Annotated in this window: 24 protein-coding genes and 1 pseudogene; 8 read left to right on the top strand and 17 right to left on the bottom strand. The window is 68.9% G+C overall.

All coding sequences use genetic code 11. The features are described from left to right. Positions 1–68 precede the first annotated feature (68 nt). A complete protein-coding gene (locus ABI385_RS10030; protein WP_348103609.1) occupies positions 69–341 on the top strand; it encodes an exodeoxyribonuclease VII small subunit in 273 nt (90 codons plus the stop codon). Between the two features lie 49 nt (positions 342–390). Here ABI385_RS10030 and ABI385_RS10025 read toward each other — a convergent pair whose 3' ends face one another. Beyond that, a complete protein-coding gene (locus ABI385_RS10025; protein WP_348103608.1) occupies positions 391–1,041 on the bottom strand; it encodes a DUF4245 domain-containing protein in 651 nt (216 codons plus the stop codon). A 97-nt stretch (positions 1,042–1,138) separates the two neighbouring features. Here ABI385_RS10025 and ABI385_RS10020 point away from each other — a divergent pair, with 97 nt between their 5' ends. Continuing rightward, complete coding sequence (locus ABI385_RS10020) at positions 1,139–2,119, top strand: carbohydrate kinase (protein ID WP_348103607.1); 981 nt, start codon at positions 1,139–1,141, stop codon at positions 2,117–2,119. Between the two features lie 22 nt (positions 2,120–2,141). On the opposite strand, the gene ABI385_RS10015 is transcribed toward ABI385_RS10020, so the two are convergent. The 3 genes from ABI385_RS10015 to ABI385_RS10005 all read right to left on the bottom strand — a co-directional run bounded on the left by ABI385_RS10015 (position 2,142) and on the right by ABI385_RS10005 (position 5,479). Continuing rightward, a complete protein-coding gene (locus tag ABI385_RS10015) occupies positions 2,142–3,077 on the bottom strand; it encodes a carbohydrate ABC transporter permease (RefSeq protein WP_348103606.1) in 936 nt (311 codons plus the stop codon). Continuing rightward, positions 3,074–4,057, bottom strand: coding sequence for a sugar ABC transporter permease (locus ABI385_RS10010; protein WP_348103605.1), 984 nt, complete (start codon positions 4,055–4,057; stop codon positions 3,074–3,076). The genes ABI385_RS10015 and ABI385_RS10010 overlap by 4 nt, the downstream gene beginning before the upstream one ends. An 84-nt stretch (positions 4,058–4,141) precedes the next feature. Then, on the bottom strand, positions 4,142–5,479 hold the full coding sequence (locus ABI385_RS10005; RefSeq protein ID WP_348103604.1) for an extracellular solute-binding protein: 1,338 nt from the start codon (positions 5,477–5,479) through the stop codon (positions 4,142–4,144). 381 nt (positions 5,480–5,860) lie between these two features. Between ABI385_RS10005 and ABI385_RS10000 the strand changes: the two genes are divergently transcribed. Then, positions 5,861–6,367, top strand: coding sequence for a carbonic anhydrase (locus tag ABI385_RS10000; RefSeq protein WP_348103603.1), 507 nt, complete (start codon positions 5,861–5,863; stop codon positions 6,365–6,367). 8 nt (positions 6,368–6,375) lie between these two features. On the opposite strand, the gene ABI385_RS09995 is transcribed toward ABI385_RS10000, so the two are convergent. From ABI385_RS09995 to rplM, 5 genes are all read right to left on the bottom strand, one after another. After that, the gene (locus ABI385_RS09995) at positions 6,376–7,983 is read right to left on the bottom strand and encodes a glycoside hydrolase family 66 protein (RefSeq protein WP_348103602.1); all 1,608 of its coding nucleotides are present in this window, start codon (positions 7,981–7,983) and stop codon (positions 6,376–6,378) included. 56 nt (positions 7,984–8,039) lie between these two features. After that, on the bottom strand, positions 8,040–9,407 hold the full coding sequence (locus ABI385_RS09990) for a 6-phospho-beta-glucosidase (RefSeq protein WP_348103601.1): 1,368 nt from the start codon (positions 9,405–9,407) through the stop codon (positions 8,040–8,042). A 15-nt stretch (positions 9,408–9,422) separates the two neighbouring features. Continuing rightward, positions 9,423–10,769, bottom strand: a complete 1,347-nt coding sequence (glmM, locus tag ABI385_RS09985) for a phosphoglucosamine mutase (RefSeq protein ID WP_348103600.1) — start codon at positions 10,767–10,769, stop codon at positions 9,423–9,425. Between the two features lie 79 nt (positions 10,770–10,848). After that, positions 10,849–11,352, bottom strand: coding sequence for a 30S ribosomal protein S9 (rpsI, locus tag ABI385_RS09980; protein WP_348103599.1), 504 nt, complete (start codon positions 11,350–11,352; stop codon positions 10,849–10,851). Positions 11,353–11,435: 83 nt separating this feature from the next. Further along, positions 11,436–11,879: a 50S ribosomal protein L13 gene (rplM, locus tag ABI385_RS09975; RefSeq protein ID WP_348103598.1), complete on the bottom strand. Its 444-nt coding sequence runs from the start codon at positions 11,877–11,879 to the stop codon at positions 11,436–11,438. A gap of 266 nt (positions 11,880–12,145) precedes the next feature. Here rplM and ABI385_RS09970 point away from each other — a divergent pair, with 266 nt between their 5' ends. Both ABI385_RS09970 and ABI385_RS09965 read left to right on the top strand, forming a co-directional pair. Then, the gene (locus ABI385_RS09970) at positions 12,146–12,766 is read left to right on the top strand and encodes a helix-turn-helix domain-containing protein (RefSeq protein ID WP_348103597.1); all 621 of its coding nucleotides are present in this window, start codon (positions 12,146–12,148) and stop codon (positions 12,764–12,766) included. Beyond that, complete coding sequence (locus ABI385_RS09965) at positions 12,763–14,058, top strand: MFS transporter (RefSeq protein ID WP_348103596.1); 1,296 nt, start codon at positions 12,763–12,765, stop codon at positions 14,056–14,058. The genes ABI385_RS09970 and ABI385_RS09965 overlap by 4 nt, the downstream gene beginning before the upstream one ends. Here ABI385_RS09965 and ABI385_RS09960 read toward each other — a convergent pair. Both ABI385_RS09960 and ABI385_RS09955 read right to left on the bottom strand, forming a co-directional pair. Next, a complete protein-coding gene (locus ABI385_RS09960) occupies positions 14,051–14,395 on the bottom strand; it encodes a hypothetical protein (RefSeq protein WP_348103595.1) in 345 nt (114 codons plus the stop codon). The two genes, ABI385_RS09965 and ABI385_RS09960, sit on opposite strands and share 8 nt — an antisense overlap. Next, positions 14,356–15,318, bottom strand: coding sequence for an MFS transporter (locus ABI385_RS09955; protein WP_348103594.1), 963 nt, complete (start codon positions 15,316–15,318; stop codon positions 14,356–14,358). Before ABI385_RS09955 ends, ABI385_RS09960 begins: the two co-directional genes overlap by 40 nt. Positions 15,319–15,405: 87 nt before the next feature. On the opposite strand from ABI385_RS09955, the gene ABI385_RS09950 reads away from it, so the two are divergent. After that, positions 15,406–15,924, top strand: coding sequence for a MarR family transcriptional regulator (locus ABI385_RS09950; protein WP_348103593.1), 519 nt, complete (start codon positions 15,406–15,408; stop codon positions 15,922–15,924). Continuing rightward, positions 15,921–16,680, top strand: a pseudogene (locus ABI385_RS09945) (LamB/YcsF family protein); the annotation flags it as partial. The gene ABI385_RS09950 and the pseudogene ABI385_RS09945, both read left to right, overlap by 4 nt. A 201-nt stretch (positions 16,681–16,881) precedes the next feature. On the opposite strand, the gene ABI385_RS09940 reads toward ABI385_RS09945, so the two are convergent. The 3 genes from ABI385_RS09940 to ABI385_RS09930 are packed head-to-tail and all read right to left on the bottom strand — an operon-like array spanning position 16,882 to position 20,014. After that, entirely contained in the window at positions 16,882–18,564 is a 1,683-nt protein-coding gene (locus tag ABI385_RS09940; protein ID WP_348103592.1) for an ATP-binding cassette domain-containing protein, read from the bottom strand. Positions 18,565–18,606: 42 nt separating this feature from the next. Next, positions 18,607–19,464: a tRNA pseudouridine(38-40) synthase TruA gene (truA, locus tag ABI385_RS09935; protein ID WP_348103591.1), complete on the bottom strand. Its 858-nt coding sequence runs from the start codon at positions 19,462–19,464 to the stop codon at positions 18,607–18,609. Between the two features lie 22 nt (positions 19,465–19,486). Then, positions 19,487–20,014 carry a mycothiol transferase gene (locus tag ABI385_RS09930; RefSeq protein WP_348103590.1) on the bottom strand — a complete coding sequence of 176 codons (528 nt, stop codon included), beginning with the start codon at positions 20,012–20,014 and terminating at the stop codon, positions 19,487–19,489. 43 nt (positions 20,015–20,057) lie between these two features. Here ABI385_RS09930 and ABI385_RS09925 point away from each other — a divergent pair, with 43 nt between their 5' ends. Beyond that, positions 20,058–20,357 (top strand): DUF2087 domain-containing protein, encoded by a 300-nt coding sequence (locus ABI385_RS09925; protein ID WP_348103589.1) that lies wholly within the window; start codon positions 20,058–20,060, stop codon positions 20,355–20,357. Between the two features lie 93 nt (positions 20,358–20,450). Here ABI385_RS09925 and rplQ read toward each other — a convergent pair whose 3' ends face one another. From rplQ to rpsD, 3 genes are all read right to left on the bottom strand, one after another. Then, positions 20,451–21,257, bottom strand: a complete 807-nt coding sequence (gene rplQ, locus ABI385_RS09920) for a 50S ribosomal protein L17 (RefSeq protein ID WP_348103588.1) — start codon at positions 21,255–21,257, stop codon at positions 20,451–20,453. A gap of 50 nt (positions 21,258–21,307) precedes the next feature. Beyond that, positions 21,308–22,357, bottom strand: coding sequence for a DNA-directed RNA polymerase subunit alpha (locus ABI385_RS09915; protein WP_348103587.1), 1,050 nt, complete (start codon positions 22,355–22,357; stop codon positions 21,308–21,310). Positions 22,358–22,564: 207 nt separating this feature from the next. Continuing rightward, positions 22,565–23,133 (bottom strand): 30S ribosomal protein S4 (gene rpsD, locus ABI385_RS09910; RefSeq protein WP_348103586.1); only part of this gene is annotated, 569 nt, incomplete at its 5' end.

Here is a 23,133-nt window from a genome sequence, read left to right as displayed (position 1 = left end):
CAGCGTCTCAGAGGGTCACAGGGTCACAGGGTTCTCAGGGTGTCGGGCTCGGCCTCTAGGGTGAACGCATGGCGACGCCGGAGACGGAGATCGGGGACGAACGGGACCAGGTGGACGGCGCCGACCTGACTGCGCATGCAGGGGTGCCCCTGGAGTTCCCAGACGTGCCGGCCCTGTCGTACGAAGCGGCCCGCGACGAGCTGGCCGCCATCGTGGCGCAGCTCGAGGGGGGCCAGGTGCCGCTCGAGCAGGGCATGCAGCTCTGGCGGCGCGGCGAGGCGTTAGCCGCGCACTGCACCGCGTGGCTCGACGGCGCCCAGCGCGAGATCGCGGGCCAGTAGCGCAGGCGGCCAGCACCACCTCAGACCGGATGGACGGCAGCGGCCCGCGTCAGGACGCGTGCGCCGGCCGCAGCGCGGTCGTGAACGTGGTCAGCTCGCTGTCCTCGGCGGTCGCCGTGACCACGGTTGCGACCGAGGTCTCGGCAGCCGCGCCGGACGGCACGTCGACGAGGCTGGTCCGCTTCTGCGCGGAGTCGTAGTAGCGCTGCCACGCCCGGCCCGCGACCTCGACGGGACCCTGGGGCACGCCGTTGCTGGTGGCGTCGCGCAGCCAGTTCGGGCTGGCTGTCCTGGTCTGCCGGATCGCGATATACCCACCCGACGGGGTCGACCACCCGCCCTGCCAGGTGAGCAGGTCGTCGGTCGTCTTGGTGTACCTGGCGTTCGTCGGCGTCCACCCCGACGGGAGCCCGACCGGTGCCTCGAAGGCCAAGCCCGACTGTGTCACAGCGTCCGCCACGACGGACGCCGCGTCGACTGCCGGCTGATGGACGGCTGAGACCCTGGGCACGATGGCGATCAGCACGACCACGAGACCCAGGATGACGAGCAGCGAGCGCGCCATGTTGGCCCCGGAGCCCATCGAGTACGAGCTGCGCGGCGCCGGTTCCGGTTGCTCCGCAGGCGAATACTCGTCCCGCCCGGTGGGCGTGCCCTCAGGCGCCTGCTCCGAGGCTCGGTCCTGCGCAGGCGTACTCACTCCCCCATCGTCTCCCGCGCCCTGCCTACGATCAAACGGGCCCACCTCTAGAGTTGACCCGACCTGCCACCTCTCGGCCGCGAGGAGACGTTCGACGATGAGCAGCCCTGACTCTTCGCGCCCCCGCGTACTCGTGGTCGGAGAGGCGTTGGTCGATGCGGTCGAGCGCAACGGCGCGCCGATCGTAGAGCACGTCGGAGGCAGCCCGGCGAACGTCGCGTTCGGGCTGGCTGCCCTGGACCACGAGGTGTCGCTGGCGACCTGGTTCGGGCGCGACGACCGTGGTCGACGGATCACCGAAGCGTGCCGGGCCGTCGGTGCGTCGCTGGTCGAGGGGAGCGACGGGGCGGAACGCACCTCGGTCGCGACTGCCGTCCTGGACGAGAACGGGGCGGCGAGCTACGAGTTCGACATCACCTGGGAGCTCCCGCCGCTGCCGGACTTCGACGGAGTGGGTCATGCGCACACCGGGAGCATCGCGGCGGTGCTCGAGCCGGGAGGGTCCCAGGTCCTCGATGCTTTCCGCCGAGCGCGGGAGACGGCCACGATCTCCTACGACCCCAACCTGCGCCCGTCGCTCATGGGTTCGGCCGACGAGGTCCGCGGGCGCGTCGAGGCGCTGGTGGCGCTGGCTGACGTGGTCAAGGCCAGCGACGAGGACATCGCCTGGCTCTACCCCGACCAGTTCGTTCCTGACGTGCTGCGCCACTGGAGCACGCTCGGTCCGGCGCTGTCCGTAGTCACCCGGGGCGGCGAAGGAGCCCTCTTCGCGCTTTACAACGTGGGCGGCGTCGTCACCCACCCGGCGTTCGACACCGAGGTGGCAGACACCGTTGGCGCTGGCGACTCGTTCATGGCCGGCCTGATCTCGGGCCTGCTGGACGCCGGTCTGCTCGGAAGCCCTGCTGCTCGAGACCGACTGCGGTTGGCCTCGCTCGCCGACGTGCGCCCCGCGGTCGACCGCGCGATCCTGACCGGGGGGATCACGGTCTCGCGGGCCGGCGCATACGCACCCAGCCGCACCGAGCTTGCCGCACCGAGCTTGCCTGACCGGGCTTGCCTGACCGGGCTCGCCTGACCGGGGCCCCGGAGGAGGAGCGTCAGCCCTTGACCGCCCCCGAGGTCATGCCGCGGATGAAGAACCGCTGCAGTGCGAGGAAGACGATCAACGGGACGATGATCGTCACGAACCCCGCCGCCGGGATGAGCTCTCGCCCCTGACCGGTCTGACCCTGCAGGCCCTGCAACGCCACGGTGAGGACCGTGTTGTCGCCGCGGCCGAGGAACAGCAACGCGACCAGCAGGTCGTTCCACACCCACAGGAACTGGAAGATCGCGAACGACGCCAATGCCGGGACGGACATCGGGATGATCAGGCGCCAGAACGTCGTGAAGTGGCTGGCCCCGTCGATCTTCGCCGACTCGATGATGGCGGTCGGGAGGCCGGACATGTAGTTGCGCAGGATGTAGACGGCCAGCGGCATACCGAACCCGATGTGGGCGAGCCAGACGGCGATGAACTGCCCGTTGATGCCCAGCTGGTTGTAAAGCTTCAGCAGGGGGACGAACGCCACCTGGTTGGGGACGACGAGCAGTCCGACGATGACGACGAACATGACGTCACGACCGCGCCACTGCATGAAGGTGAACGCGTAGGCCGCGAACGCCGCGATGAGGATGGGGATCACGGTGGCGGGGACCGTCACGATGAAGCTGTTGATGAACGCCTGGCCCATGTTGACGCCGCCGTCGGCGCCGATGACCGTGGTGTAGTTGCTCAGCGTCCACTGGGTGAAGTCGAGCGGGTTCGCGATCGCGGTCCACCACCCGGAGCTGAACTGCTCGTCCCGCGTGCGGAACGAGTTGATCAGCAGCCCGAGCACCGGGATCATCCAGAACACGCAAAGGAGGAACAGCAGGATCTTGACCAGTCGGCTTGCGCTGCCGGGGCCCCTGTTCACCTTGAGTGGTGTGGTCTTGCGGATCGCCGGCTCATCGGCAGGAGTGCCCACGCCCGGCTGGATGCTGGTACTCATCGGGTGGCCTCCTCGGCCCGGAAGTGACGGACCTGGTAGACCAGGATGGGGATGACGGCCAGCATCAGGAGAACCACGATGGTCGCGGCGTAGCCGTTGTTGCCGAACGAGAACAGCTCGGCGTAGAACCGGCGCCCTACGACGTCGGTGTTGAAGCCGCCGTTCACAGATACGTAGACCAGGTCGAAGACCTTCATGACGCCGATGAGCACCGTGATGAAGACGGTGATCACGGTCGCCCAGATCTGCGGGACGATGATGCTGAAGAAGATCCTGCGCTCCCCTGCGCCGTCGATGCGACCCGCCTCGACCGTGTCGTCGGGGACCGACTTGATGGCAGCGGACAGCAGCACCATGGCGTAGCCGACCTGGGTCCAGATCATGATGACCATGAGCAGCAGGCTGTTGAGGTGCAGGGTCGAGGTCTGCACCCAGGGAATGGGCCCTGCTCCGAAGAGACCGCGGATGGCGTTGAGCAGACCGGTCTGCGGGGAGCCCGCCGGGTCGAAGTCGTAGATCGTGCGCCAGATGGTGTAGGCCCCCACCATGCTGATGGCCATCGGCATGAAGATGACCGTCTTGGAGACCTTCTCGCCTGTGGGCTTGAGCCGGTCGGCCAGGACCGCGACCCCCAGCCCGAGGGCGACGGTGCAGGCCGGGACGATGATGATCCACAGCAGGTTGTTGAACAGGACCGACAGGAACGTCGAGTCGGTCAGCAGGTCCTTGTAGTTCCGGAGTCCGACGTATGCGGTCGTGTCCTCGTTGGCAAAGCTGTACTGGATCGTCACGACAGCGGGGTAGATGAGATAGACGGTGATCGCCAGGATCGCCGGGCCGGCGAACATCCACGGCTTGACCCGGTCCTCCCACTTGCCCTTGAGGGACTCCGCCAGCTTGTTGAGGATCCAGAAGAGAATCATGGCGCCGCCGATGCCGCCGATGATGGCAATCACGGCGTTGGCAATCTTGATACCCAAGGCCAATCTCCTTTCGTGAACGCAGGAGGCACTGGTCAGCCACGGAGGCGACGCTGATGCGTCGCCTCCGTGGCCTGGCTCATCTCAGCTGCTCGCCTTCGGGAAGCTGGCGTCGATGTTGTTCAGTGTGGTATCGAGATCCTGCTGACCGGAGATCCACTTGACCGGCTCGGTCCAGAAGGTGCCCGCGCCGACCTTGGCCGGCATCAGGTCCGAACCGTCGAAACGCGCCGCGCTCGACTTGTACAGCACATCAGTCGCAATTTTCTGCAACGTCTTGTTCGGGTAGAGCGAGACGTCGAAGGTTTTGTGCGGCGAGAAGAAACCAGCCTTGGCGACCTCGATGCCGTTGTCCTTGCTGGCGATGAAGTTGCGCAGCTTGAGGGTGTTCGTGTCGTTGTTGAACGCGGCTGCGAGGTCACCGCCACTCTCGACCGGGTTGTCGCCCACCGTCTTCGGCGGGAAGGCTGTCACGCCGGCGGTGGTATCGAGGCTGGCGATGACCGCGTCGGGGAAGCCGCCCTTGCCGGCGATGAAGGTCGCCTGCTTGAACAGGTAGCACCCGGGCGGGTTGTCGAACAGGGCGTTGCCGCCAGTCTGGAAGTTCGTGGCGACGATGGCCTTGGTGCCGCCCCGGACGTTGCCGTCGGTGAAGGCGATCTTCTGGAAGTACTCGAAGGCGGGCTTGATCTCGGGGCTGTTGAACTTCAGCTCACCCTTGACCCACTTGTCGTAGTTGTCCGGACCGGCAAGACGAAGCACCAGGTCCTCGATCCAGTCGGTGATGGGCCAGCCGGTCGCCTGGCCCGACTCGGCGGCGATGCACCACGGGGGGGTCTTCCCGCTGGCCCTCAGCTTGTCGGTCAGCTTCAGCAGGTCGTCGAGCGTCGCCGGCTGCTGGTCTCCCGTCGCCGCGAACGCCTTCTGGTCGGTCCAGAGCAGGCTCTTGACACTGACGGCCGACGGCAGCCCATAGACCTTGCCGTCCGCGCAGGTACCGGCACCGACGAAACCGGGGACCAAGGTCTCCTTGTCCGTCGCGACGGTCGCGTCGTCATAGGGAAGCACCTTCTTGGTCTTGGCCATGTCGCACATCAGGCCGGGCTGCGGGAAGAGGCCGACGTCGGGAGGGTTGCCACCGGCGACACGGGCCCGGATCTCGGTGTCCCAGGATGCCGACTTAGTGAACTTGATCGTGAAGCCGTTGGCGGACGCAAACTTGTTCAGGTCCTTCTGGAACGCGGTCTCCTGCTCGTTGCCGAACCCGTACTCGACTTCGATCGAGGACTTGCCCGGACCGCTTGCGGTGGCTGCGCCGCCGCCGCTACCCGAGCTCGAGCCGCCGGATGACAGACATCCCGATGCCAGGCCCGCGACGGCGATGCCGACAAGAGCCGTCGTGCTTGCCCTGCGAGTGATCATTCTGAGCTCCTCCTTGGAGGTGATCTCGGGGGCACCGTTGGCCCCACGCGGGCCGGCCGAAGGAGGCCGGGCGACAGAAGGACCGGCGTCGTCGCCGGCTTGTCGGTCTGGGTGTGGCGCTGGATCCGCCTCTCGTGTCCTCGTCTCTTCGTCGCTATCAGACACCACACCAGGTGATCTGCGCCACACCAAGTGCAGTCGTGGCCGTTTCGTGACCTGGACCGGTTCAGTACCGAGTTCGACGATGAGCATGCTGTCCACGTCGTTCATCCGCATAGGCTGGGGGTCCGCGTGGTGTCGGTGTGGTGCCCGTGACTGCCAGGAGGTCTGCACCGTGGTCCAGCTCGCCTACGCAAGTCCGTCACCCGCGGGGCGTCACCTGTGACGGGCAACACCGGGGATTTCGACGACCTCCTGGCGGCCAACCGCGACTATGCGAGGACGGCCCAGGTTCAGGGTTTTGACGGCATCGCGCACGCGGGGGTCGCGATGGTCACCTGTATGGACTCGCGCATCGACCCGTTGCGCATGGTGGGTCTCGCTCACGGCGACGCCAAGATCTTCCGCAACCCTGGTGGTCGAGTGGACGACGGCGCCCTGGAGGCGTTGGTGCTGGGCGTTCACCTGCTGAGGGTGCGCCGGATCATGGTCGTCCCGCACACCCGTTGCGCCATGGCGTCGAACACCGCCGAGGAGCTGCGCGAGCGGGTCAGTGCTTCCGCGGGCAAGGACACGACCTGGTACCCCTTCACCGTCGTCGAGGACCAGGAGGCGGCCTTGCGTCTCGACGTCCTCAAGGTGCGCACCCACCCACTCATCGGCGAGGACATCCTCGTGGGGGGCTTCCTCTATGACGTCGACACGGGCCTGCTCGACGAGATTGTCTGAGGACGCCCTCAGCAGTCGACGAGCAGCAGGGCCCAGGTGTCGAAGGCGGGTATCTCGACGACGACGAGGTCCGGGTTGTCGGACACGGACAGGGGTACGAGGTCCGGCCCTGCAGCCGGCGTCCCGAACCAGACCGTCGGCTTGTCCGAGACGGCAGGGAGCGTGACGGTCAGGCCGGTGACCGGCTGCGTCGGTTCACGCGTCGCGTTCCACCGGGCCCCTGCCTGGTCGCGGTAGTCAACCAGCTGGACCACCAGCCGACGACCCGCAGAGCTGGTCCGCACCCATACCGATCCTGCTTGCGGTCGCGTGGAGGTCCGTGCCCCGGTGACGACGACCTGGTCGTGGATCCCCAGCGCCCAGCTGCCCGACGACTCGCCCGCGGCCGGGTCGAACAGCAGATCGCCGTTTGCGACGGCGAAGTCGGCGAACGCGCGCAGGATGCGGACCGCGACAGCCGCCAGTGTGGCGAACCGCGGGTAGTACGGGTCGACGAGGATCCCGTGCGTCTCGCCGAGCAGCAGGTACTGGCCGCCGGCCGCCCACACCGTCGCGAGGGCTAGTTTCGCGGTCGCGAGCTCGTGCTCACCGCCAGCGGTGGCAAACGGGGTCAGGTACGCCGCGAGGATGACCGGACGGTGCGGTGCCAGGTCACGAGCCACGTCGACCAGGCGCACCAGGTCGGCGTAGTCGTCGTGAGGAGGCCACACCTCGATGTAGGTCGCGTTCTGGTTCGCGAGTACCGTTCTGCGGGTGGGAAAGTCGTTCACGTTGTTGAAGATCAACGTGGCCTCCGGCAGCGCAGCGCGGACCGCGTCGATGAACGCCGGGAAGGCGTCGGCGAGGTCCACCACGGCGCCCGAGGTCGTGAGCGCGACCTTTGGGTCGCCGTACTGGTCCAGGTGCAGGCCGTCGAACCCGACGTCCCGCACGGCCTCGACCATCTGGCCGACGATGTGCCTCGACCACTCGGACCCGGCGCTGACGTCCATGACCCACAGGAAGTCGGCGAGCATCCACGCCGTACCGCCGCGCCGATGGAGCACCTGGTAGGGGTGGGCAGCGGCATACTCCTCGCCCGCGCCGTAGACGGTGGCGTAACCGAGAGCCAGAGCGCCGACCTCGTGGACGGTGTCCAGCATGGACCGCACGCTGGCGAGAGACAGAGGTCTGCCGAGGGCGTCCTCGAACTCGTCGGCCGGTGGCGCCAGCTCGGCATGCCGGTACATCCAGTCGTAGAGCTGCACGACGTTCAGATGGAACGCCCGCAAGGAGTCCGCCACGGCGAGAGCATCGTCCCGGCCCGGCCGGAAGTCGGCGAGGAAGCCGTAGCGCGGTCGAGCTATCGGGTCGTCCAGCACGTCGAAGGCGGTCGTCGCCTGGCCGGAAGCAGTGACGAGCCGGACGGCATACGAGCCAACATCTAACGGCCCCAACGGTATGCGGGTACGTCCGGTATCGAGCTTCACCACCGCCGTGAGGGTGTGCGTGCCGAGATGGGTGACCGTGACCGAGCCCGTCGTCGACCTGGAGGTGTCCACGAGCAGCGCGACCTCGTCGCCGGGGCGGTGGGCAGTCATCTCGGGACGGACGTCGACGGTGGGTTGGTCGAGCACAGCGGCACCCTACGAGCCGAAGCTCTGCGTGGAGTCCTGACCCCGCCGGAGTGTGGTCAGCACTCCACGCGACCGTCGAATACCGCGTCGACATCGGGGATCCGGGCGCGGTAGCCGCGCAGCAGGCGACGGGCCGTCGTCACGGAGTCGACGAGCGGGTGCAGGGCGAAAGCCTTCTCAGCGGCGGCAGCGGAACCCGTCACCGCCGCCTCGATCGTCAGCCGCTCGACCGCCTTGACCTGGGCCATCAGTCCGAGCTGATGCAGGTCGGGAGGGGAGATCGGCCAAGGGCTCGGCCCGTCCCGATCGACCGCCACCGGGACCTCGACCACCGCGTCCGGCGGGAGCCCCGGGACCGTGGAACCGTTGCGCACGTTGAGGATCATCGAGGCTCGCTCGTCCCGGGAGATCGCGTGCATGAGGGCCAGCGCGACCCCCTCGTAGCCACCGACGTCGGCCACTCCGGTCTCACCGCCCCGGGGTGAACCTGCGTGCTCGGCCGCCATGTAGGTGTCCTCGCGTTCTCGCCGCGTCGCCCTCCAGAGCTCGCCGGCGCGTGACGGATCGGCGGCGACGGTGGCATAGAACCGGTCCTGCTGGTCGCGCAGGAACTCCCCCCGTGTGGGGCCTCCGGCGCGGATCGCCTCGACTGCCTCGCGCGTGAAGTAGGTGTAGTAGAGGTACTCGTTGGGCAGCGCGCCGAGGGTGCGCAGCCAGTCGAGACCGAAGAGCTGGCCCTCCTCGGTCGCCGCCAGCAGACCGTCGTCCGCGAGCAGACGCGGCAGCACGTCGACCCCGTGATGACGCAGGCCGCGCAGCCAGCCGAGGTGGTTCAGCCCGACATAGTCGGGTTCGAGCGGCTCACCAGCCGGTATGCCGAGCAACAGGGCCGCGCGCTTGGCCATCGTGATCGGGGTGTCGCAGATCCCCACGACCCGGTCGCCGAACACCGACTGCATCGCCTCGGTGATCATGCCGGCCGGGTTGGTGAAGTTGATGACCCACGCGTCGGGGGCCACCACGCGGACCCGTTCGGCGATCCGGCGCGCCACCGGGACGGTTCGCAGCCCGAACGAGATCCCCCCCGGCCCGGTCGTCTCCTGGCCCAGCACCCCGAGATCGAGCGCGACCCGCTCGTCGGCCACCCGGGCAGCGAGGCCGCCCACACGCACCGCCGAGAAGACGAAGTCGGCGCCCTCCAGCGCCCGGTCCAGGTCCGTAGTCAGGCGTACGGTCGGCGCTTGCGAGGCGGCACCACCGTCCCGCCCGGCTCCCGTCTGGGCCAGCACCGCCGAGACGGCCCGCAACCGTGCCTCGTCCACGTCGTGGAGCACGACCTGCGTCACACCCGAGCTCGGGCCGAGCAACGCCCCGTAGACGAGCGGGGTGCGGAAGCCTCCGCCTCCGACGATGGTCAGCTGCACGGCGGGAGCCTGACGTCAGAGGGCGAGGTGGGTGCGGACCGAAGCAGCGAGCTCCTCTGCGACGTCGCGAGCCTGCTGCTCGTCGGCGGCCTCCACCATCACGCGCACCAAGGGCTCTGTGCCAGACCGGCGCAGCAGGACCCGTCCGGACGTCCCGAGGACCGCCTCGACCCGCTCGACGTCGGCGCGCAGCCGTTCGTCGGTCGAGGCCCGCTTCGCGTCCACGTCCCGGACGTTGACGAGCACCTGCGGAAGCCGGGTCATCACCGAGGCAAGGTCAGCCAACGAGCGACCGCTCTCGGCGACCCGGGAGGCCAGCATCAACCCCGTCAGCACCCCGTCGCCAGTGGTGCCGTGGTCGAGGAAGATCACGTGGCCGGACTGCTCACCGCCCAGTGAATAGGAGCCGGCGCGCATATCCTCGAGCACATAGCGGTCACCGACCCCGGTCTGGCGGACGACGATGCCCTCACGTTCCATGGCCTGCAGCATGCCGAGGTTGCTCATCACCGTCGCGACCACTGTGTCGCGCGCAAGCAAACCCTTGTCTCGCAACGAGATCGCGAGAATTGACATGATCTGGTCCCCGTCGACGACGCGGCCCTGTTGATCCACGGCCAGGCACCGGTCCGCGTCCCCGTCGTGAGCGATGCCGAGGTCGGCGCCCGACTCCAGCACAGCGGCGGCGAGCTTCTCGAGGTGCGTCGAACCGTACCCGTCGTTGATATTGAGGCCGTCCGGGTCGGCGCCGATCACAGTCACCGACGCCCCGGCCCGGCGAAAGGCCTCGGGCGACACCGTCGATGCGGCGCCGTGCGCGGTGTCGAGGACGACCGACAACCCGTCGAGCGGGTGCGGGAGCAGCCCGACCAGATGCGCAACGTAACGTTCGGCGCCATCGGTCAACCGGCGTACCCGACCGACGCCTGCGCCGGTCGGACGCTCCCACTGCTCGCGCATCCGCGCCTCGATAGCATCCTCGGACTCGTCGGGGAGCTTGTGGCCACCTCGCGCGAAGAACTTGATCCCGTTGTCGGGCATGGGGTTGTGCGACGCGGACAGCATGACCCCGAGGTCGGCGTTCGTATCCGCCGTCAGGAACGCGATCGCGGGCGTGGGCAGCACGCCGGCGTCGAGAACGTCGACGCCGGCGGACGCCAGGCCGGCGATCGTGGCGGCGGACAGGAACTCACCCGACGCGCGCCCGTCCGTACCCACGACGGCCGTGGGGTGGGCTCCGCGGAACTCACCGGACTCGACAAGCACGCGCGCAGCCGCGACCGAAAGGTCGAGCGCCAGCTCCGCCGTGATGTCCCGGTTGGCGAGGCCGCGTACCCCGTCGGTCCCGAAGAGTCGAGCCATCTGCGCTCCCTCCCGGGTGGTCGTCGGTGGCGGCCCGGACCACCTGGCCGGGGCCGCCTTGGTATCGCTGGCGGCGAGGTCAGCGCTTGCTGTACTGCGGAGCCTTGCGGGCCTTCTTCAGGCCGGCCTTCTTACGCTCGGGCACCCGCGCGTCGCGGGTGAGGAACCCGGCCTTCTTCAGCGTGGCGCGGTTGAGCTCCTCGTCGACGCCGTTGAGGGAACGGGCCACGCCGAGACGCACGGCGCCGGCCTGGCCCGAAGGGCCACCACCGTGCACGCGGACGAGCACGTCGTAGGCGCCGGTGAGGTCGAGGACCGCAAACGGCTCGCCGACGATCTGCTGGTGGACCTTGTTGGGGAAGTACGACTCGAGGGTGCGGCCGTTGATGGTCCACTCACCGGTGCCGGGCACGATGCGGACGCGGGCAATGGCCTGCTTGCGACGGCCGGTGGCCGCCCCGGGAGCAGAGGCGCTGGGCCGGCGAGCAGCGGTGTCGCCTGCAACGTCGGTGCTGGACTCGGAGGTGTAGGAGCTGAGCTCGGGCTCGTCGGCCTCGAGGGTGTCGGTCACGGTGTCAGACACGGAATTCCTTAGATGATTCAGTCTCGGGGTGATGTCAGCGGCGATAGAATGGCGATGGAAACAGTCGGGAGCCCTGCACGCGACTACTGCGCGACCTGCGTGAGCTCGAAGGGCGCGGGCTTCTGGGCGTCGTGCGGGTGGGACGGGCCGGCGTAGACCTTGAGCTTGGTCATCTGCTGGCGCGCGAGGGAGTTGTGCGGCAGCATCCCGCGGATCGCCTTTTCGACGGCCTTGGTGGGGTGCTTGTCGAGCAGCTCGGTATAGGACGTGGACTTGAGCCCGCCCGGGAAGCCGGAGTGCCGGTAGGCCTTCTTCTTCTCCGCCTTGGAGCCGGTCAGCACGACCTTGTCGGCGTTGACGATGATCACGAAGTCACCGGTGTCGACATGTGGGGCGAAGGTGGCCTTGTGCTTGCCGCGCAGCAGGATGGCGGTCTGGCTGGCCAGGCGACCGAGCACCACGTCGCTCGCGTCGATGATGTGCCAGGCGCGGGTGACCTCGCCGGGCTTCGGGGTGTACGTGCGCACAGTGGTCGGCTTTCTTTCGGGGCTCTCGACAATGACGTGCCGAGGTTCGTCACGCAGATGGGTGGGCTGACCCGCTCACCTGTGTCCGAGGCAGGGCCGCCGGCGCAGGTGGGTCTAGCACAGTTCTTCAAGTTTAATGGCAGGACGGCGGGAGGCAAAATCTCGCTGGGAACCCCGCCGCAAGGTATCTGACCTGCACGAACTTCGCCGACGGCAGACATACACGCTTCTTGTGCAAACAAAGTGTGCAGAGATAGTGTGCACGCATGACCGCTCCTCCTCCCGGCGAATGGGGCCGGACCGAGCCCCAGACCAGCACCCACCTCGACGCGACCGCCGTCAAGGTGCTCGCCCACCCGCTGCGCTCGCGGCTCGTCTCCCAGCTGCGGCGCAGCGGCCCGTCGTCGGCGACCGAGCTGGCCGCGCTGCTGCAGACCAACTCGGGGGCCACGAGCTATCACCTGCGCAAGCTCGAGTCGGTGGGCCTGGTCACGGACACGGGTGACGGCAAGGGCAAGGAGCGCCTCTGGCGCGCCAGCACGGAGTCGCACTCCTGGACGTTCAGCGAGCTCGCCGACGACGAGGACGCGGTGACGGCGCTCAACTGGCTGGAGCGGGACTACGTGCGGCACTTCGCCGCCAAGGCCGAGCAGTGGCTCGACGTGGCGCCCACCTGGCCACCCGAGTGGACCGACCACCTCGGCCTCAACGACAACGTGGCCCTGGTCAGCCGGGAGCAGCTGGCGGCGATGCGGGCCGAGATCGAGGAGGTGCTGCAGAAGTACCGACGAGTCGGTCAGGGCAACCCCGACGCCAAGCGGATCGCTGTGTATGCGTACGCCTACCCGGTCGACCTCGACCAGACACCGCGAGGCAACCGGACATGACCGCGGTCCTGTCAACCGCTGCCGCGCGCCGGGTCTTCCTCACCCTCACCATCACGCGCTGGTTCCCGATCGGCCTCGTCGTCGGGATCATCACGCTCTGGCCGCTCGAGCGCGGGCTGACCGTTCCCGAAGCCCTGTCGGCGACCGCCCTGATGGGCGTGACGGTGTTCCTGCTCGAGCTGCCGACCAGCGGGTTCGCCGATGCGTTCGGACGGAGGCCCGTCTACCTCACCGCGGCCGTCTTCTACGTCGTCTCAGGCATCGTCTTCTACACCGCCACCGCCTGGTGGCAGTTCGCACTGGCCGCCGTGCTGACCGGTGTCTTCCGCGCCCTCGACTCCGGGCCCCTCGAGGCCTGGTTCGTCGACACCGTCCACGCGACGGCTCCCGCCGCGGAGGTGGACGGTGACCTCGCGACGGCGGGTGCGCTCCTCGGCGGTTCCGTAGGCGCCGGCGCGATCATCTCCGGAGGGCTGGTGTGGTGGCACCCCTTCGCGTCGCAGAGCGCACTGCTGCTGCCCGGGATGACCTACATCGCGCTCGCCGTGGCGCACCTCATCACCGTCGCTGTCATCCTCGAAGAACCGCCCCGGACGGCCGGCGTCGAGTCGAGCGCTCGGCGCGCCATGGCCTCGGCGCACGAAGCGCCGATGGTGGTCAGGGACGGGTTGTCGCTCCTGCGCCACAACCGCGTCCTCGCCGGCCTGGTGACCGTGGAGCTCTTCTGGTCCGCCGGGATGGTCGTGTTCGAGACGTTCCAGCCGATCCGACTCGCGGAGCTGCTCGGCAGCGAAGCCGAAGCGGGCGCTCTGATGGGTCCGGTCGCCGGCGCCGGTTGGGGTGTGTTCGCGCTCGGCTCCGGACTGTCCGGGCTCGCCAGCCGGCGGATCGGGGTCACCCGGACGGCCATCCTCGCCCGTGTGCTCAACGGTCTCGGAGCGGTGGTCATGGGCCTGGTGGCCGGTCCCGTGGCCCTCGTCGCGGCTTACGCCGTCACCTACACGCTGCATGGGGCCGCCGGCCCGATGCACAGCACGCTGCTCCACCGCGAGGCGTCGGACCGCAACCGGGCCACCGTCCTGTCGATGAACTCGATGATGGCGTTCCTCGCCTTCAGCGTCACAGCGGTCCTGGCCGGACTGCTGGCCGGCGCCACCTCCACCCAGGTCGCCATGATGGCGGTCGGCGCTGTGAGTGTGGTCGGGGCGTTCTTCTACCGGCCGGCCCTGCGGGCCGAACGCGCCCGGGCGCAGGTCGGCCGGGTGGCCGAGCAGGCCACTACGGTCACCTGACCACGTCCTCGACACCGGTAGGCGTCGTCTCCTGCGGCGCCCATCCGAGCCGACGGGTGCCGCGGACCGCGAGCGGCGCCACCCCTGCGACGAAGATGACGACGGAGCACACCACGAGGACCGGATGGACGCCGAACCACACGGTGAGGACGCCAGCCATCGCCATACCCAGTGGCAGACCGACGAACGACGTGAGGATGTCCCACGACGAGACCCGGGCCAGCAGGTGGTGCGGAACGTGGTTCTGGATGGCCGTCTCCCAGCACACCCCGAAGAACATCAGTCCGGTGTAGCCGATCACCGCGCCGAGCAGCACCCCGCTGAGGACCCCGGCCACACGTAGCTGAGCACCCACAGCGGCATCAACCCGAGCGCCACGAAACCGACGACGAGCGGGCGCCGCGGGCGGACCCGCAGGGCAAGGGCGCTGCCGAGGACTCCACCCAGACCTTCGGCCGCCGAGATGAACCCGAGCGCCGACGGCCCACCCAGGTCGCGCAGCGCGAGGATGTTGACCGTCACGAGGACGACGCCGTTCGCCACGTGGTAGACCGCGGCCGCGAGAATGCCCCAGAACAGCCAGTCACGCTCCCGGACCGCCGCGTAACCGCCGCGCAGCTCGTCGAGGAAACCCGTGCGAACCGGACGGGTGACGCGCACGCGGATCAGAACCACGGTGACAGCCGAGACGAGGAAGGTGGCGGCGTTCACCACGAACCCGAAGGGCGCCCCCAGCACGCCCACCAGGATGCCGGCCGCCGCGGGACCGAGCGTGAGCGAGCCCGTCTGGACCAGGTTCAGGGTCGCGTTGGCCGCCTGTCTTTTGTCGGGCGGGACCAAGGTCGGCTTCAGCGACGCCATCGCGGGGAAGAAGTACGCGCCGGCCCCACCAAAGACGGCAACGAGCGCGCAGAGCATCCACAGCGGGTGCCATCCCCCGGCGAAGACCAGCGCCATCGCGACGACGGCAGCGGCACGCACCAGATCGGCGCCGACCATGATTGTCTGCGGACGCAGCCGGTCGGCCCACACGCCGCCGGCAAGGGTCGCCGTGAGTCTGGCGACCACACCACACGCGAGGACCAGCCCGAGGTCGGTGGCGGAGCCGCCCGCCGCGACCACGGCAAAGGACAACGCGATGGGCTGGAAGGCGTCGCCGACCCACGAGAGCGTCTGGCCGCCGAGCAGAAGGCGGAAGTCGTGACTGACCCATCGCCCACCCACCGCGCCGTCGACGCGAGGGCCCGTGACGTTCGCCATGTCCAGCAGGTTAGTACGTCGTCTAACTATCTGTCACCATACTTTCAGACGCTTTCCTGATCGCGTGGCATGCAGCATGATGGACGCGTGACTCCCCGACGCGCGGCAGCCGCTCCGCCCGCGGACGCGGTCGACGCCCACGTCGCGCGGTGGGTGACGCAGATCCCTGACATGAACGGAGCGGTCGAAGGCGCGACGACGCGCATGCAGTACGTCCTGCGCGAGCTGAAGAGGCGAGACGCGAGAGCGCATGCCGGCAGCGACTTCACCCTCGAGGACGTCAACACGCTGCACGCCCTGATGGTCACCCCCTATCCGGTCGAGGCGACACCTGCTCAGCTCGCCGACGTCTGCCACGTAACGCGAGCGGCGATGACCAGCCGGCTCGACCGGCTCGTCAAGGGTGGGTATGTCACCCGCGAGGTCGACCCACTCGACCGACGCCGGGTACTCGTGCGTCCCACCTCTCGTGGACGCATCACCTGGGACGATCACCTCCACCTGGGCATGACCCGCGAGGAGGAGCTGTTGGCAGGGCTGTCGTCGACGCAGCTGGACACCCTGAACGACCTGCTACGACTCGTCCTGCTCTCCTTCGAAGAATGAGCGTGCCCACCGTGGACCTCAACGCCGACCTCGGCGAGTCGTTCGGGCGGTGGCGACTCGGGGACGACGTCGGTCTGCTGCGTGTGGTGACCTCGGCCAACGTCGCGTGCGGGTTCCACGCAGGCGATCCCGCCACCCTCGTCGAGACGTGTCGCCTCGCCGTCGAGCACGGAGTCGTCATCGGTGCCCAGGTCGGCTACCGGGACCTCGCCGGCTTCGGGCGCCGGTTCATCGACGTGGAACCCGTCGACCTGTTCGCCGACGTCCTCTATCAAATCTCGGCGCTGGACGGCATCGCGCGGTCCGTCGGGGGCCGCGTCGCCTACGTCAAGCCGCACGGCGCTCTACAACGCGGTCGTCCACCACGAGAGCCAGGCGCGCGCCGTGGCCGCAGCAGTCGCCGCCCATACCCCCGGTATGCCGGTGCTCGGGCTGCCGGGGTCCGCGCTGCTCGCGTGCGCCGAGGGCGTCGGGTTGCGGCCTGTGGCCGAGGTGTTCGCCGACCGGGCGTACCTGCCGGACGATGGGCTGGCGTCGCGCCGAGAGCCGGGGGCGGCCCTCCAGGAGGTCGACGCGGTGGTGGCGCGGGTATGCCGCCTGGTCACCGAGGGTGTCATCGAGACCGTCACCGGCTCACTCCTCACGGTCGACGCCGAGTCGATCTGCCTCCACGCAGACACACCGGGAGCTGTGTCCATGGCCGTCTCGGTGCGAGCGGCCCTCACCGCGGCCGGCGTGTCTCTGCTCCCGTTCACCGTGCCCCTGGACGGCTGGCGGCTACCCCCGTGCTCGCCGTGGTTCTCGACGCCGACACCGCGAGAGTGCGTCTCGGCTCTTGCGTCCGACGAAGTGGTGGCCAGGGCTACCAGAAGGTCGGACGCCGGCGCGCAGGGGAGGGCCAGAAGTGCCGCGTACCAGTCCGGTTCACGAGGTTTCACGAGGTCGCCACAAACTCGATCAGCGTGCCCGAGCCACCCGGCCCTCGTCCCAGACCGGCTCGTTCGACTCGTAGACCCGGCCGTCCCCGCCGAAGACGAGGTAGCGGTCGAAGTCCCGGGCGAACCACCGGTCGTGAGTCACTGCGACCACCGTGCCGTCGAAGGCGTCCAGGCCCTCTTCGAGCGCCTCGGCCGAGTCGAGGTCGAGGTTGTCGGTCGGCTCGTCGAGCAGCAGCAGGGTCGCGCCCGAGAGCTCGAGCAGGAGGATCTGGAACCGGGCCTGCTGCCCCCCCGACAGCGACTCGAAGGTCTGCTCCGAGGCGCGGGCCAGCTCGTAGCGGTCTAGCGCCCTGGCTGCCTCCTCCCGCGGCTTGCCGGCCCGATGGTCGTCCCCGCGGTGCAGGACCTCCAGCAGCGTCCGCGCGAGCAGGGACGGGTGCTGATGCGTCTGTGCGAACCAGCCGGGCCGCACTCGCGACCCGAGTCGGGCGATGCCGGTATGCGCGACTGGCGCCGGCCGCACGTCACCGACCGGTTGGTGTTCCCGGTCGGGGTCGGAACCTCCGGCTGCGAGCAGCCGTAGGAAGTGCGACTTGCCCGAACCGTTGGAACCGAGAACGGCCACCCGCTCGCCGTACCAGACCTCGAGATCGAACGGCTTCATGAGGGTGGTGAGCTCGAGGCGTTCGCAGATGATCGCCCGCTTCGCCGTGCGACCGCCCTGCAGCCGCATCCGGACGTTCTGCGGCATCGGGACCGCCTCTGGTGGACCGGCCTCGACGAAACGCCGGAGCCTGGTCTCGGCGGCCTGCAACCGCGGGGCCATGTCGGCGTTGTAGGCGGCTTTCTGGCGGTACATGATGACGAGAGCCTTGAGCTTGGCGTGCTCCTCGTCCCACCGTCGGCGCAGCTCTTCGAGCCGGGCCATCCGGTCGACGCGCGCCTGGTGGTAAGTCGCGAACCGCCCGGGATGGACCCAGAGCGTTGCTCCGGCGGCGCCGGGCTCGAGCGTGGCGATGCGGGTGGCGACCCGGCTGAGCAGCTCACGGTCGTGCGAGACGAACAGCACGGTCTTGGACGACGCAACGATCTGGTCCTCGAGCCATCGTTTGGCGGGAACGTCGAGGTAGTTGTCCGGCTCGTCGAGCAGGAGCACCTCCTGCGGTCCGCGCAACAACGCCTCGAGGACGAGACGCTTCTGCTCGCCGCCGGAGAGCGTGTTGACCAGCCGCCACTGCGCCTTCTCGAACGGGATGCCGAACGCGGCGATCGTGCAGACGTCCCAGAGTGTCTCGTGTTCATAGCCACCGGCGTCCCCCCAGTCGACGAGGGCCTGGGCGTAGGCCATCTGGACCTTCTCGGTGTCGTGCTCCATCATCGCGAGCTCGGCGCCGTCGACCCGCGCGGCCGCTTTCTGGATCTTGGTGGGGGCCACCGTGAGGAGCAGGTCGCGCACGGTGGAGTTGTCGCGGACCTTGCCGACGAACTGGCGCATCACTGCGAGCCCGCCACTGCGCGTCACCGCTCCCTCGTCAGCGGCCAGGTCTCCGGAGATGATCCGGGCGAGCGTGGTCTTGCCGGTCCCGTTCGGACCGATCAGCGCGACCTTGGCTCCTTCGCCCACCCGGACGGAGACGTCGTTCAGCAGCGGCCGCCCGTCCGGCAGCGAGAAGGAGACGCCGTTGACGTCGACATGGCCCACGAGAAGCAAGTGTCGCAAAGCCGGGTATGCCGCGTCGCCGGGTTATCGGGCGCCCGCTGCCGGGCCGCGCCTCCTGCGGGACTCCTCGGCTCGGGCGGCCAGCTCGACGTCCGCCGGGTAGTCGACCTCCTCGAGGCTGAGCCCTCTGGCGGGCATGACGAGGACGCCGGGGTCGCGGCGCCCCGCTCGCAGCACCTCGGCCGGCCACTCGGGGTCGCGGCGGCCTTGCCCGACGGGCAGCACCGCACCGACCAAGGACCGCACCATCGAGTGGCAGAACGCGTCGGCCACGACGGTTCCGGCGACCACGCCGTCCGCGAGGCGGGTGAACGCGAAGGCCAGCAGCGTACGGACCGTCGTCGCCCCCTCCCGTCGCTTGCAGAACGCCGCGAAGTCGGCCAGGCCGAGCAGCTGGAAGGCCGCCTCGTTCATCGCAGCGACGTCGAGGCCGCCCCGGACGGCGACGGTGTCGTGCCGACGCAGCGGGTCGTGCTCGGACAGGTCGTCGGCGACCCGGTAGAGGTACCTGCGTGAGGTCGCCGAGAAGCGCGCGTCGAACCCGGGAGGCGCCGAATCGACCCGCCGCACCACGATGTCGGCGGGGAGCACCCCGCTCAGCCGGGCCCCCAGCGCCTCCTCGGCGGAGCGGTCCGAACGACCGGCAGTCATCGCCAGCAGGTCCACGTCGACGTCAGTATGGGTGACCTGTCCTCGGGCATGCACGCCGGCATCTGTGCGGCCGGCGACGGTGACGCGTACCGGGTCTGCGGAGCGCAGCACGGTGGTCAGGGCCGTCGACAGCTCGCCCTCGACGGTGCGACGCCCGGGTTGGGCGGCCCACCCGGAGAAGTCCGTCCCGTCGTAGGACAGGTCGATGCGCAGACGCACGACCGCACCCATGGGTCAGCAGCCTAGGTGAGCGTCAGGTGCGCTGCAGGACCCCGCGGACTAACGCCGCCTGACCGAGATGCTGGACGGCGTCCTGCTCGATGCTGACCAGCCTGGCAAGCAGGGTCACCGGTGGGTCCCAGCTGTCGTCGACGACGCGGTCGTAGTCGGTGTCGTCGAGCCCCCGCAGCCACTCAACCGTGGCGTCGTTGACGGCTTGGTGGTAGGCCTGCAGCAGGTCGGCAGGAGCCTTGACCTCGGCGACCTGGTCGGGCGTCATGCCGTAGCCGACCTCGTCGTCGCCGACGTCGAGACCGAACCGGTCGGCATATCCAGCCGTGGTCCAGGCCTGGTCGGCACCAGCACTGCCCAGGGCGCGCTGGGCGCGGGTGACTTGGCCGTCCTGCATGCGGGCGGTGTGCCAGATCAGCCAGGCGACGGTGTTGGCCTCGGGGTCCACCCGGCGGATCAGGTCGGCCTCGCTCAGGCCGTCGAGGGCGCGGGTGACAAGGTCGGGTGTGCGGGAGAATCCCTCTACGAGCGCTTCGGTGACCGTAGGCATGTCCCGAAACCTATCCCCCGCCGCTGACGTACCGTGACGACCCATGGATCGGCCCGCGTTCTCCGACGCCTCGAGCGACCGCAACATCGTGCTCAGGCGCTTCCTCGGCCCGGACGGTTCAGTGCGGGCCATGCCGACGAGGATCGCCAAGCGGATGGTTGTCCTCGACTATGTTGCCCAGGCGTTCCCGATCGGCCAGACCTGGCCGGAGTCCGAGGTGAACGAGGTGCTGCGCCGGTTCCACCCGGACGTGGCGATGCTGCGTCGCTACCTGGTCGAGGAGGAGTTCCTCGAGCGGCGCGACGGTCGCTACTGGCGGGCCGGCGGCACCGTCGAGCTCTGACGGGGACGGCAAAGCCCCCGGGAATGGTAGCCAGCGCTCGGAAATCCGTGCGCTGCGTACCACTAGCCCGGGGGCTGTATGCGTGGGCGCGAACTACTGGCCGTCCTCGCCGCCCGCCTTGGTGAAGCCGGCGGCGTGAGCTGCCTCAGGCGTCCGGAACCACACCTCGGCGATTGTCTGGTCGTACCACTGGCCGTCGGGCTCGTGGAACTTCATCGAGTCCTCGTTGCCCTTGATGTCGAACCCGGCCGGCGCGGAGCCGTCCTCGTTCGGAGCGGCTGAGTCAGGACCGAACGTGCCCTCGACCACCTCAGGCGCGTCCTGCGGCTCCTCGACGGCCTCGGCCTCAGCGGCCTCGACGACAGGAGCGTCGTGCGGCTCGGTGACGACAGCGTCCTCGGTCGCCGTCGCGTCCTGAGGCTCCTTGGCCACGGCATCCTCAGCCGCCTTGGTGGCCGCAGCGGCCTTGGTGGCTTCGGCCTGCTTCGCGGCCCGCCGAGTGGCGCCCTCCGCCTCCTTGACCGTGGCCTTCTTGGCGGACAGCGGCTCTCGGACGAGCTCGATCACGGCCATGGGGGCGTTGTCGCCCTTGCGGGCACCGACCTTGGTGATGCGGGTGTAACCGCCCTGCCGCAGCTCCATGTCGGGAGCGATCTCGGCGAACAGACGGTGCACGACACCCTTGTCGCGCACGACGGTGAGCACGCGACGACGCGCGTGCAGGTCGCCCCGCTTGGCGAAGGTGATCAGACGTTCGGCCAGCGGGCGCAGCCGCTTGGCCTTGGCCTCGGTCGTGGTGATCCGGTCGTGCTCGAACAGCGAGGTGGCGAGGTTCGCCAGCATCAGCCGCTCGTGCGCCGGGCCGCCGCCGAGGCGGGGACCCTTGGTGGGGGTGGGCATTGCTTCTTCTCCTCAGTCAGAAGGGCGGTGGATCGAGGCCGCGCCTCGGGTCAGAGCTCTTCGTTCTCGGCGAGCCCGCGGCCGTCGGCGTCGAAGTCGGCGTCGAAGTCGTCCTCGAAGTCGTCGCCATAGGTGTCGGCGATGGCGCTCGGGTCGAACCCGGGCGGGCTGTCCTTGAGCTGCAGACCCATGCCCACGAGCTTGGCCTTGACCTCGTCGATCGACTTCGCACCGAAGTTGCGGATGTCGAGCAGGTCGGCCTCACTACGGGAGACGAGCTCGCCCACGGTGTGGATGCCCTCGCGCTTGAGGCAGTTGTAGGACCGAACCGTCAGGTCGAGGTCCTCGATCGGCAGCGCGAGGTCGGCTGCGAGTGCGGCGTCCGTCGGCGAGGGGCCCATGTCGATGCCCTCGGCCTCGACGTTGAGCTCACGGACCAGGCCGAACAGCTCCACCAAGGTCTTGCCGGCCGACGCCATCGCATCGCGAGGAGCCATCGAGTTCTTGGTCTCGACGTCCAGGACGAGGCGGTCGAAGTCGGTGCGCTGCTCGACACGGGTGGCCTCGACGGCGTACTTGACCGCGAGGACCGGGCTGTAGATCGAGTCGACCGGGATGCGGCCGATCTCGGCGTCGCCAGCCTTGTTCTGAGCCGCCGAGACATAACCACGGCCACGCTCTACGGTCAGCTCCATCTCGAGGCGGCCTTTGCCGTTGAGAGTCGCAATGTGCAGGTCGGGGTTGTGGACCTCGACACCGGCCGGGGGGGCGATGTCGGCCGCGGTGACGGGGCCGGGGCCCTGCTTGCGCAGGTACATGACGACCGGCTCGTCCTGCTCCGAGGAGACGACGAGGGTCTTGAGGTTGAGGATGATCTCGGTGAGATCCTCCTTGACCCCGGGGATGGTCTGGAACTCGTGCAGGACACCGTCGACGCGGATCGAGGTGATCGCGGCACCCGGGATGCTCGAGAGCAGGGTGCGGCGCAGGGTGTTGCCGAGGGTGTAGCCGAAGCCGGGTTCGAGCGGCTCGATGACGAAGCGTGAGCGGTTGTCCGCCACGACCTCTTCGCTGAGCTGGGGACGCTGTGCGATGAGCATGTTTTTCTTCTTTCCCACGGGCGACCGCTATTTGACGCCTCGTGACTGGCGAAGGCGAAGCCTTCACCGGCCGAACGTGCCTCGGTATGCAGCTCGACCACTTCTGGTGCAACCCCCCAGCCCAACCACGCGGGCAGTTTCGGGGGGATCTCGAGGGGCGAAGCCCCCTGAGGGTGGGGGATCTTGGGGGCGGAGCCCCCCGAGGGTTTAGTTCTTGGAGTAGAGCTCCACGATCAGCTGTTCCGTGAGGATCGTGTCGATCTGCGCACGGGTCGGCAGCTGGTGGATCATGATCTGCAGGCTGCCGTCGACGACCTGGATCCAGGCCGGGATCGGCCGGTCGCCGAACGTCTGGCGGGCCAGCTCGAACGGGAACGTCTCGACCGACTGCTTGCGTACCGTGACGATGTCGTACTGCTCGACGCGGTAGGACGGGACGTCGACGCGGTGGCCGTTGACCTCGAAGTGCCCGTGCGTGACCAGCTGACGAGACGCCCGGCGCGTGCGGGCCAGGCCCGCGCGGTAGACGACGTTGTCGAGACGGGACTCGAGGATGGTCAGCAGGTTGTCACCGGTCTTGCCGGGCCGGTTCGCCGCTTCCTTGTAGTAGCGGACGAACTGCTTCTCCATGACGCCATAGGTGAAGCGGGCCTTCTGCTTCTCCTGCAGCTGGGTGAGGTACTCCTTCTCCTGGATCCGGCGACGGCCGTGCTGGCCGGGCGGGAAGGGACGGAGCTCGAAGTTCTTGTCGCCGCCGACGAGGTCGACCTTGAGGC

The sequence above is a fragment of the Lapillicoccus sp. genome (genome assembly GCF_039935575.1).
In the GTDB taxonomy this organism is placed as follows: domain Bacteria; phylum Actinomycetota; class Actinomycetes; order Actinomycetales; family Dermatophilaceae; genus Lapillicoccus.
Note: the sequence above shows the minus strand (reverse complement) of the source record. Positions and strands in the feature narration are given on the sequence as shown.